Here is a 10,434-nt window from a genome sequence, read left to right on the forward strand (position 1 = left end):
CCGGCCCGCGCGCCCGCGGCGCTACGCTGGGTGATGTGACCGTTCCTGCCCAGCATCCAAGCCCCGGTGCCACGCCGAGCCTCGCAGATGCCCCTGGGGCCTCGGCCGGTGAGATGGTGCTGCGCGTCTTGCGCGTGGCTTTGCACGTCGGCTTCGCCGCCCTGCTGGGCGTCGGACTCGTGCGCGTGCTGCTTTCCGAAACGACGATGCCCCGGCGGATCACCGCCATTGCGCTCACCGGCCTGCTGGCCGCGCTCTACCTGGCCGGGACCGTCGCGGAAAAGCGGCATGCCGCCGGTCGGGCACCCAGCACGGTGCGCTGGGCCCCATGGTGGCTTGCGGGGGTCGTGCTGTTGTGGCTCGTGCTGCTCTACCTGCACGCCGACTACTCCTGGCTGGCATTCCCCCTCTTCTTCCTGCACCTGCACATCCTGGGCCAGCGCCATTCCCTGGTTGCCGTCGCGCTGCTGACCGCCGCCGTCGTTGCCGCCGGCCGGTACCACTCCGGGTCCCTCGCGCTTCCCCAGATCCTGGGTCCGGTGGTCGGAGCGATCTTCGCTGTCATCATGGGCATGGCGTACCAGGCCCTGTACACCGAGGGCGTGAACCAGCGGCTGGCCCTGGACGAACTGCGCGCCACCCGTGCGGCGCTCGCCGAGGAGCAGCACCGCGCCGGGACCCTGGCCGAACGCACCCGGCTGGCCCGCGAAATCCACGACACCCTGGCCCAGGGGCTCTCCAGCATCGTGCTCGTCTCCCGCTCCGCATCGGCTGCCCTGGCGGCGGGGGACACCAATGCCGCGGCCGAACGGCTCGAAACCATCGGCGCCACCGCCGCCGAGAACCTCGCCGAGGCCCGCGATTTCGTCGCCGATTTGTCCTCCGCCGGCGACGGAGCCCATTCCCTGGCCGGGAAGCTGCGCCGGCTCTGCGCAGGCACCGAGCGCAGCGCTGCCGCAGCGGGTCACGGATTCGACGTCGCCTTCCGGCAGGACGGCACCGCCACCCCGCTTCCGGCGGAGATTTCCGCCGCGCTCCTTCGAGCCGCCCAGTCGGGGCTGGCCAACGTCGCCGCCCACGCGCACGCCAAACGCGCGGTCCTCAGCCTGGGGTACCTGCCCGATGCCGTGACCCTGGATGTCTTTGACGACGGAACCGGCATGCGTCCCGGGGACCTGCCCGCCAAGCCGCGCGCCGACGGAACCGGATATGGGCTGGCCGGGCTGCGCGAGCGCCTGGGACTGCTGGGAGGAAGCCTGGAGATCGAATCCACCCCCGGGGAGGGCACGGTATTGGCCGTTCGCATCCCGCTCGCCACGGCAGAAAGCGACTCTTGATGCCCAACCTGAAGATCATGCTGGTCGATGACCATCCCGTGGTGCGCGCGGGCCTGCGCGCGGTGCTCACCGAACAGGGCGGGCTGGAAGTGCTGGCCGAGGCCTCCGACGGGGCCGCGGCCCTGGCGCAGCTGGAGCGGCTGAAGACCCTGGGCCAGCGCGTGGACGTGGTGCTCATGGACCTGCAGATGGACGGCATGGACGGGGTCACCGCGACCGCACGCATCCGCGCGGCGGACGGACCGCCGGTGCTGATCCTGACCACCTACGACTCCGATGCCGACATCCGGGCGGCGCTGGCTGCCGGGGCTGCAGGCTACCTGCTCAAGGACGCCCCGCTGCCCGACGTGCTGGCAGCGGTCGAGGCCGCCGCAAAGGGGGAGCAGGTGCTCTCGGCAGACATCGCCGCGCGCATCACCCCCGAGGCGCGTGCCAACTCCACTGATTTGAGTCCGCGCGAGCTCGAGCTGCTGCAGCTGCTGGCCCGCGGGCAGAGCAACAAGGAGATCGCCGCGGAACTCTTCATCTCCCAGTCCACGGTCAAGACGCATCTGATCCACATCTACGACAAGCTCGGGGTGGACAACCGCACTGCCGCCATCGACAGGGCCCGGGGCATCAGGCTGATCCGCTGAGCCCTTGGTTGGCTACCGGCCGGCGACGTCGGAGTGTTGCCTGAGCGTCTCGAGAATGAGGGGCTCGATCTTTTCCCGCAGATAATGCTGACCCGCCACCGAGGGATGCAGGCCGTCGGGCCCCACGAGACGGTCGACATCTTCGACGAACCAGCCCTGCGCGATGGGGTCGACGTGGATGGCGCCCGCGGCCTGCGCCGCCTGCTTGACCGCGTCCCGGACCGCCAGGTAGTGGGCCTCCGGCAGGGTGCTGTATGCAGGCGGTCCAATCACCAGGAGGGTGGCACTCGGTGCCCTTTCCTTGGCCGATGCGTAGATCCCGGCGATGGCGGCCGCCAGCTCCGTGGGGTCGTGGTGCAGGTCGTTGACCGAGCCGAAGAACACCACCAGGTCGGCGTCCGGCGACACCGCCTGCTCCACTTGCCATGCGAAGGTGGAGCCGGTGATGCCGACGTTGAGGTAGCCGCTGCCATTTTGTGCGGTGTTGAGGATCTTAAGCGGCATCGAGTCATCCCGGGGTGCCGCGGCGATGAGGTTCGGCCATGCGATCCCGGCGCTGGTGCCAAAACCGGTGCTCATCGAATCACCGATGACCACCACGTTGCGCGCGGTTCCCGACGATGCGGACGAAGACGCCGGGGCGTTTGTTGTGGATCCGGCGCCTTGGCAACCGGTCAGGACCAGTGCCGCCGACAGCGACAGCAGAAGGGGAGCAACTGATTGTCTCCAACGCCGTGGGGAGTGCTCCATGTGTGGTCCCTTCTTCGGGCGAAGGGCGCGTCCATCCTTGTGGCGCCGTCTGGTTCGCCCGTCGATATCCCAGCGTAAGCGCAGCGTCGTGGGGCCGCCATGGTTCTCCGTGCACGACCCCAGCCAGCCAGGGGTTTGCCGGGGGGCGCCCCGGCTCAGGGCTGGCGCGGTGCGTCCCCGGGCTGGACCCAATAGCCGGGTGCGGCGATCGCCGGTGCCGGCACGGGCGGGACGCTGAGCCGCTGGATCTTGCGCTTGCTCGCAAGCCGGACGATGACCAGGACGAACACGGTGGTGGTGGCCATCGAGGCGAGGAGGCTGGGCAGATCGCTTTCGGTGACGCTGACATCGACCAGGCCGATGGCGCCGAGTGCGAAGATGACGGAGTTGTTGACCACGTGCAGGGCGATGGCCGCTTCCAGTCCGCCGGTGCGCCAGGTGAGCCAACCGGCAGCGAGGGCAAAGAAGCCCACATCCAGCTGCCCGTAGATGTCGTAGGCGTGTCCCAGCACGAAGATCGGGATGGGCAACAGGATCGCGAAGGCGGGGTGGCGCAGCCAGCCGCCAACCAGCTGCATCAGGTACCCGCGAAAAACGTATTCCTCGGCCGTGGCCTGGAACGGGACGAGCAGGATGGTCAGCCCGAGCAGGAGCCACATGTCCGGGGCGCCGAAATCCGGCTCGAAGGCATGCCCGGCCAAGGCGTCGATGGCAAAGGTGATCCCGAAGCTGAGCGCCAGGACCCCGAGGGCCACCACCATGCACCGCCCCAGCCAGCCCCAACGCATGCGTCCGGCAACCGAGGTCAGGGACCCGACCTTCTGGACATTCATCATCCGGGTGGCCAGCAGGATCACCGGAAGCATCAGAACCAGGGAGACCATGGAGATGACAAAAATGAACGGGTCGGACATGTCGACGGACTCGAGGGAGATCAGGGCTTCGTCAGCGGTGCTCTCCAGCTCAGGGTTGCCCATGGCAACGAAGAGGAAAACGATCGCGGACAGGAAGATCAGGCCCAGATACAGGCCCAGGGCAATGAGTCCCACCATCAAGGGCTTCCACCAGCGGTAGGCGGCGTAGGTGCGGGCCAGCCGGTGAAACGGCAACGGTTCGGCCGGGGCCGTCGGGGTCGGGGGCACCGGAACCCATCGGGCTGGATACTGGCCGGGCTGCGGATTCTGTGCCGGTGGCTGGTACGGCGGCGGGATCGTGTTCATGCCACCATTCTGTATCAACAAGTGGCCTAATCGCCTCGACATTTGGGACGATCTTTTCGCCTCCGGCGGGGCGGACCGTTGTGGTCCTTTCGGTCGATGCCCGCCCGTGGGCCCCGCCGGTAACGTTAAGCCAATGACCACCGTTTACGAACCGGCCGCACCGCGCTCGAGAGTGCGTCGGGTTTTGTCGCAGTCATGGCGAATCGGGCTGGGCCTGGTGCTGGGCCTGATCCTTCTCGCCCTGACCTATGGGGAGTACTCGCCGGACACGGCACCCGACGTGGATGCGCTGGGGGCGGTGATCGCTCTCGACATGCTCTGTGGGCTGGCGGTGCTGGTCCTCTACCCCCTGCGGGATCGCTTCCCGGTGCCCGTCGTGGCGGTACTGGTGCTGCTCGCGGGCCCCTCCACGTCCGCCGCCGGCTTCGCCATCCTTGGCGTCGTCTCCCTGGCCACCCGGCGCAGGCCGCTCGAGATTCTTGGCGTTTCCGCGCTGTTCCTTGCCGCCGCCTTTGCGGGGGAACATTTTGTGGGCACCGTACTGCCGCGTGAGGACGATGGAACCACCTGGTGGCAGCTGGGCATCGTTTTCGTGGTGATGGTTGGCCTGATGGTGCTTTTGGGCATGTACATCGGGGGACGGCGGCAACTGGCGGAATCCCTGCGCCAACAGGTACACAGCGCCGAGCGCGAAAGGCAGGCGCAGATCCACGCGGCCAAGGCCGACGAACGCACCCGCATTGCCCGCGAGATGCACGATGTCCTGGCGCACCGGCTCTCGCTGGTCGCCCTGCACTCCGGCGCGCTGGAATACCGCAGCGACCTGACGCCGGAGGAAACGAAGCTGACGGCAGGCGTCGTCCGGGAGAATTCACATCTGGCCCTGGGCGAACTGCGCGAGGTGCTGGGCATGCTGCGCGACCCCAACACGCTGTTTGACGACGAGCTGGCCAGACCGCAACCGAACCTGGGACAACTGCAGGAAATCCTGGAAGAAAGTCGAACCGTCGGCACCGCGGTGGACCTTCACCTGGAACCGGCAACCAGGGATCGCCTGGAATCCCTGCCCGAGGCCACCGGCCGCCACCTGTACCGGATCGTCCAGGAGGTGCTGACCAATGCCCGCCGCCACGCGCCCGGGCAGGACGTCACGCTGGAGATCGGCGGCCACGCGGAGGAGCGGTTGTTCCTGCGCGCTTCCAACCGGTTGGCCGAGGTGCCGCACCAGGACTGCGGTGCACGGGCCATGCCCAGCTCGGGCCTGGGCTTGACGGGTCTGGCCGAAAGGGTCCGGCTGGCCGGAGGGGAACTGCATCTCGACCCGAATACCAAGGGAGAATTCGTGCTGAAAGTGTGGCTGCCATGGGGAGCGTAAGCGAGTCGATTCGCATGGTGCTGGTCGATGACGAGAACCTGGTGCGCGCCGGACTGCGCATGATCCTCGAATCCGACCCGCGCATCGACGTGGTCGGCGAATGCGCCGACGGCCGTTCGGCGGTTTCCATGGTCGAGACGCTGGCGCCGGATTTGGTGCTCATGGACATCCGCATGCCTCTGATGGACGGGCTGGCGGCCAGCGAGGCGATCCTGCAGGCCCGCCCGGACCAGAAGATCTTGATCCTGACGACATTCAACACCGACGACATGGTGCTTTCGGCGCTCAGGATGGGAGCCAGCGGCTTCCTCCTCAAGGACACCCCGCCGGCCGAGCTCATGGCTGCCATCAACCAGGTGGCCGCCGGGCGGACCATGCTCTCGGAATCGGTGACCAAGCAGCTCATTGCCGTCGCGGGCTCCCGGCCCGAATCCTCACGGCGCAACGAGGCACTTGAACGGCTTGCCGTGCTCACCGAGCGCGAACGCGAGGTCGCCGCGGCAATGGCGCGAGGTTGCTCCAACCAGGAAATCGCCGACCGGCTGTTCATCCCGCTGGCAACGGTGAAAACCCACATCGGCCGAGTGCTGGAAAAGCTGGACGCGGACAACCGCGTCCAGGTTGCGCTATGCGTCTTTGAATCAGAGGCAGGCTAGCGCGCGGTGACTTCGCAGGGCGTGACAATCCGGACCTGGCATGCCCATATGCATTCTTGCGCAGGTCTGGCCCCGAACGGGAGCCCGGAGGGCAGGGGGAGCCCCCTAGTGGATCGCCCGTACGCCGAAAGAGTGAGGGTTTATTCGGTGAAGATCATCCGCTTGGGCGGCGACTGCGGGAGCGATCCTCCGTAACGTTGAAGACATGATCACAGCAGAGGCACTGACCAAGAACTATGGCACCAAGCGTGCGGTGGACGGGGTTTCCTTCACCGTCCAGCCGGGGAAAGTCACTGGATTCCTCGGCCCCAACGGCGCAGGGAAATCCACCACCATGCGCATGATCGTCGGCCTGGACCGGCCGACCTTCGGCAGCGTGACTGTTAACGGCCGCAGGTACGCCGAACACTCCGCGCCGCTGCGCGAGGTCGGCGCCCTGCTCGAAGCCAAGTCCGTCCACAGGTCCCGCAGTGCCCGCACCCACCTGCGGGCCCTTGCGGCAACCCACTCGATCCCCAACACCCGGGTCGACGAGGTCATCGAACTCACCGGGCTCGGCGCCGTCGCGTCCAAGAAGGTTGGCGGCTTCTCCCTGGGCATGGGCCAGCGCCTGGGCATCGCCGTGGCACTGCTGGGCGACCCGCAGACGCTGATCCTTGACGAGCCGGTGAACGGACTGGACCCCGAGGGCGTGCTGTGGGTCCGCAACCTTGCCCGCCACCAGGCGGCGCAAGGCAAGACGGTGTTCATCTCCTCGCACCTGATGAGCGAGATGGCGTTGACAGCCGACCACCTCATCGTCATCGGCCGCGGCCGCATCATTGCCGATGCGCCGATCGAGCAGATCATCGGCGGGCGCAATGTGCCCACCGTCAAGGTCAAGACCGATTCGGTTGAGGAGCTGATGAACGCGCTGGCCGCGCAGGACGTGCACCTGACCCGGTTGGACGCCCAAACCATCCAGGTCGCCGGCCTCGACGGCCGGGCAATTGCTGCCCGCGCGCTGGAAACGCAGATCCTGGTTTACGAGCTGACGCCGGTGACGCAATCCCTCGAAGAGGCCTACATGGAACTGACCCAGGACGAGGTCGAATACCACTCGCACCTTGGCAACGAGCTTGCCGCCACGACCACCGGAAAGCAGGACCAGCCATGAGCACCACAACCATGAAACGACCACGTTCCGCCGCTCCCGGTGCCGCGGGAAGCGGAGAGCTCAGCTTTGCCGGCGTGCTGCGCAGCGAGTTCATCAAGTTCTTCTCGCTGCCCTCCACGCTCATCCTGATCCTGTCTACCTTCGTGGTCATGGTGGGGATCGCAGCACTCAGCGTCTGGGGCGTCGGCGCATCCCTGGAAACCATGGCGGCCGATCCGGAGATGGCGGCCCAAATGGGGGACATCAATGAGCTCTCCGCCTCGCTTCCGGCCAGCGGGCTGATCTTTGCCCAACTGATCATCGGCGCCCTCGCCGTGATGGTGATGAGCTCCGAATTCGCGACGGGATCGGCCCGCTCCACCTTCGTGGCAACTCCCACCCGGCAACCGGTGTTCTGGGCCAAGACCCTGATGGTCACCGTCGTTTCGGCCCTTGTTGCCCTCGCCTCCATCTTGGCCGCATTCCTGGTGGCCAAGCCGATCGCCGACAACTACGACCTGCCGCTGGACTTCGCCTCCGAGGTGTATCAGCGCAACCTTTGGTTCGGGGTGCTCTACGTGGTGATGGTGTCGCTGATCGGCCTGGCCCTGGGGACGCTGCTGAAGAACTCGGCCGGCGGCATCGTCGTGCTCGCCGCCCTGTTCTTCGTGATTCCCATCGCCGTGGACGGGCTGTCGGGCATTGTGTCCTGGCTGGCCGACGCCGCACGCTTCCTGCCGGACCATGCCGGAAGCGCACTGATGCAGATGCCCGGCGCCGAGGGCGCCCTGGAAACCTGGGCCTCCGGGCTCGTGGTCTGCGCCTGGATAGTCATCCCGTTGGCCGCCGCCGCCCTGTTGCTGCAGCGCCGCGATATCTAAAACAGGCCATTGCTCGATAGGCTCAGGGACATGAGCGAAAACATGGCACCGCTCGCCTCCGGGGACCCGGAGGCGGGCCTTGCCGAGATCTCGGCGCAACGCATCGGCCCGCTGCGCGGCTTCATGCGCCGCCGCCCGGTGCTGGTCGATACCGCCGTGGTGCTGCTGTACTTCCTGATGACCGCCCCGAGCATTGTCGAGGCGGCGCTTTCGGCGCATTGGCCCACCCTCGGGTTGCTGACGCTGACAGGGGCCTCACTGTTCTTCCGCCGTCGCCGGCCCATGCTCGTGCTCATCGTGGTGGTGCTCTTCGACTCCGCCGCGATCATGCTGGACTCCTCGTATTTCGGCGGCAGCGTCGGGCTGTGGATCGCGCTGTATACGGCGTCAACCAAGTATGCCGCCCGGCGCATGTTCGCGCTCACCGCACTGATCACCGCCCTTCAGGGGCTGGTCTTCGTCACGCTGGGGCTGCCGTCCATGTTCACCGATTCACCCGAGGACCAGGCGGCGCTGGCGGAAATCGGCGGCCTGCCCCTCACGATCACGCTGTCCCTGGCCTTCCTGCTGGGCACCAACGCCGCGGCCGTGGCCATCGGCGCGGCGGTGCGCAACCACCGGCTGCACGAGGCCGAGCTGGACAACTGGGCCACACGCGTCCAGACCCTGGCCCAGGTGCGCGAACGCAACCGCATTGCCCGCGAGATGCACGACGTGGTCGCGCACTCGCTCTCGGTCATGATCGCCCTGTCCGACGGTGCCGCGGTGGTGCTCAAGCGCGACCCGGTGCGGGCCGGGGAGGTGCTCGGCGAACTGTCCACCACCGGGCGCCGGGCCCTGGCTGACATGCGGCGGGTCATCGGGGTACTGCGCACCGGGGACGGGGCATCGCTGGAACCGCAGCCCGCCGGCGGATCCCTTGAACAGATGCTGGCCGGCTTCACGGTTGCGGGCCTGCCGCTGCGCTACACCCAGTCGGGCCCCGCGTTGCCGGAGGATGCCACCTTCCAGCTCACCGTCCACCGCATCATCCAGGAGTCCCTGACCAATGTGCTGCGCTACGGACGCAACGTGGGCGCGGTGGAGGTGACGGTGCACAGGCTTCGCGACGATGTCACGGTGCGCATCCACGACGACGGCACGCACCAGGAAGCGCGCCGCGAGATCATCGGATCCGCCCAGGGCATCCGCGGCATGAAGGAGCGCGCTGCGCTCTTCGACGGCACGCTGTGCGCCGGGCCCGCCTCCCGTGGCGGGTGGACCGTCGTGGCTAAACTCAAGTTGCCGCACCCGACCCGCTGCCCGCCGGACACCGCGCCGCCGCAAGGCAGGCACCCTGCACCCAAGACCCAACACCAAGGATCGTGAGAACCACCCATGGCCGAAACCACCGACAAGAACGCCGCGCACATCGGGGTGCTGCTGGTAGATGACCAGCCGCTGCTGCGCATGGGATTCCGGCTCATCCTCGAGGGCGAGGACGACCTGGAAATCCTCGGCGAGGCCTCCGACGGGGCCGAGGGCGTGCGGCAAGCCACCAAGCTGAGGCCCGACGTGGTGCTCATGGACGTGCGCATGCCCACCATGGACGGCATCGAGGCCACCGCCCGCATCGTCAAGGAACTACCCGACACCAAGGTCATCATCCTGACCACCTTCGACCTCGATGAATATGCGTTCGCCGGGCTGCAGGCAGGGGCCAGCGCCTTCCTGCTCAAGGACGTGGCGCCCGAGGAACTGGTGAACGCGGTGCGCCTGGTGGCCTCCGGGGATGCGGTGGTGGCACCCCGGGTCACGGCCCGGCTGCTGGAGACCTATGTGCGCGACGGCGCCCCGAACCGTTCCAGCGCCCCGGCGCCGGAACGCGACCCGCTGCTGGGGGATTTGACCCCGCGCGAGCTCGAGGTGCTTGGGGCCATGGCCGAGGGGCTGTCCAACGCCGAGATCGCGCACCGCTTCTTCCTCTCCGAGGCCACGGTGAAGACCCACGTGCGCCGGATCCTGACCAAGCTGCATTTGCGCGACCGCGTGCAGGCAGTGGTCTACGCGTACGAAACCGGGCTGGTCATCCCCAGCCAGGGACTGGATTACTAGGGACGGATGCCGATGAACTCCGAATTCCTGCGCAGCCCCTGGTTGCTGCTGGCCGTGGTGCTGGGAGTCCTCGGCGCCTTCCTGCTGACCCTCTTCGCCCTGCCCATCCCCGGGTGGGCTAGCATCGTCCTGGGGGTCGGCGCCCTCGTGGTGGCCCTGGTCCGCACCCGCGCCTAGGCGCCCCCGGGAGCCCCCGCGCACCCTGCCGCCACCGCCGTCCTGCCGGCACCCCCGCACGTCCACGAGTCAAGGGAACCCACGCATGTCCAGCGCAGCAATCGAGCACATCAACGACCTTTCCGCCTTCGTCGCGGACTCTCCCTCATCCTTCCACGCCGCCGCCGAGGCGGG

Annotated in this window: 11 protein-coding genes; 9 read left to right on the forward strand and 2 right to left on the reverse strand. The window is 67.7% G+C overall.

What is annotated here, in order from left to right:
• Positions 1-113 precede the first annotated feature (113 nt).
• Positions 114-1,337, forward strand: a complete 1,224-nt coding sequence (locus ACLQ7E_RS09030; RefSeq protein ID WP_411732262.1) for a sensor histidine kinase — start codon at positions 114-116, stop codon at positions 1,335-1,337.
• On the forward strand, positions 1,337-1,972 hold the full coding sequence (locus ACLQ7E_RS09035) for a response regulator transcription factor (RefSeq protein ID WP_411732252.1): 636 nt from the start codon (positions 1,337-1,339) through the stop codon (positions 1,970-1,972). Before ACLQ7E_RS09030 ends, ACLQ7E_RS09035 begins: the two co-directional genes overlap by 1 nt.
• A gap of 12 nt (positions 1,973-1,984) precedes the next feature.
• On the opposite strand, the gene ACLQ7E_RS09040 is transcribed toward ACLQ7E_RS09035, so the two are convergent.
• Together ACLQ7E_RS09040 and ACLQ7E_RS09045 are read right to left on the reverse strand one after the other, a co-directional pair.
• The gene (locus ACLQ7E_RS09040) at positions 1,985-2,722 is read right to left on the reverse strand and encodes an SGNH/GDSL hydrolase family protein (protein ID WP_411732253.1); all 738 of its coding nucleotides are present in this window, start codon (positions 2,720-2,722) and stop codon (positions 1,985-1,987) included.
• Between the two features lie 155 nt (positions 2,723-2,877).
• Entirely contained in the window at positions 2,878-3,942 is a 1,065-nt protein-coding gene (locus ACLQ7E_RS09045; protein WP_411732254.1) for a lysostaphin resistance A-like protein, read from the reverse strand.
• A gap of 133 nt (positions 3,943-4,075) precedes the next feature.
• On the opposite strand from ACLQ7E_RS09045, the gene ACLQ7E_RS09050 reads away from it, so the two are divergent.
• The 7 genes from ACLQ7E_RS09050 (at position 4,076) to ACLQ7E_RS09080 (ending at position 10,260) form a co-directional block, all read left to right on the forward strand.
• Positions 4,076-5,317: a sensor histidine kinase gene (locus ACLQ7E_RS09050; protein WP_411732255.1), complete on the forward strand. Its 1,242-nt coding sequence runs from the start codon at positions 4,076-4,078 to the stop codon at positions 5,315-5,317.
• Entirely contained in the window at positions 5,305-5,973 is a 669-nt protein-coding gene (locus ACLQ7E_RS09055) for a response regulator (protein ID WP_411732256.1), read from the forward strand. The genes ACLQ7E_RS09050 and ACLQ7E_RS09055 overlap by 13 nt, the downstream gene beginning before the upstream one ends.
• A gap of 205 nt (positions 5,974-6,178) precedes the next feature.
• Positions 6,179-7,129 carry an ABC transporter ATP-binding protein gene (locus ACLQ7E_RS09060; RefSeq protein WP_411732257.1) on the forward strand — a complete coding sequence of 317 codons (951 nt, stop codon included), beginning with the start codon at positions 6,179-6,181 and terminating at the stop codon, positions 7,127-7,129.
• Positions 7,126-7,989, forward strand: coding sequence for an ABC transporter permease (locus tag ACLQ7E_RS09065; RefSeq protein WP_411732258.1), 864 nt, complete (start codon positions 7,126-7,128; stop codon positions 7,987-7,989). The genes ACLQ7E_RS09060 and ACLQ7E_RS09065 overlap by 4 nt, the downstream gene beginning before the upstream one ends.
• A 30-nt stretch (positions 7,990-8,019) precedes the next feature.
• Positions 8,020-9,357 carry a sensor histidine kinase gene (locus tag ACLQ7E_RS09070; RefSeq protein WP_411732259.1) on the forward strand — a complete coding sequence of 446 codons (1,338 nt, stop codon included), beginning with the start codon at positions 8,020-8,022 and terminating at the stop codon, positions 9,355-9,357.
• A 9-nt stretch (positions 9,358-9,366) separates the two neighbouring features.
• Positions 9,367-10,083: a response regulator gene (locus tag ACLQ7E_RS09075; protein ID WP_411732260.1), complete on the forward strand. Its 717-nt coding sequence runs from the start codon at positions 9,367-9,369 to the stop codon at positions 10,081-10,083.
• Between the two features lie 12 nt (positions 10,084-10,095).
• A complete protein-coding gene (locus ACLQ7E_RS09080; RefSeq protein ID WP_411732261.1) occupies positions 10,096-10,260 on the forward strand; it encodes a hypothetical protein in 165 nt (54 codons plus the stop codon).
• Positions 10,261-10,434 lie beyond the last annotated feature (174 nt).

This window comes from Paeniglutamicibacter sp., assembly GCF_046714615.1.
In the GTDB taxonomy this organism is placed as follows: domain Bacteria; phylum Actinomycetota; class Actinomycetes; order Actinomycetales; family Micrococcaceae; genus Paeniglutamicibacter.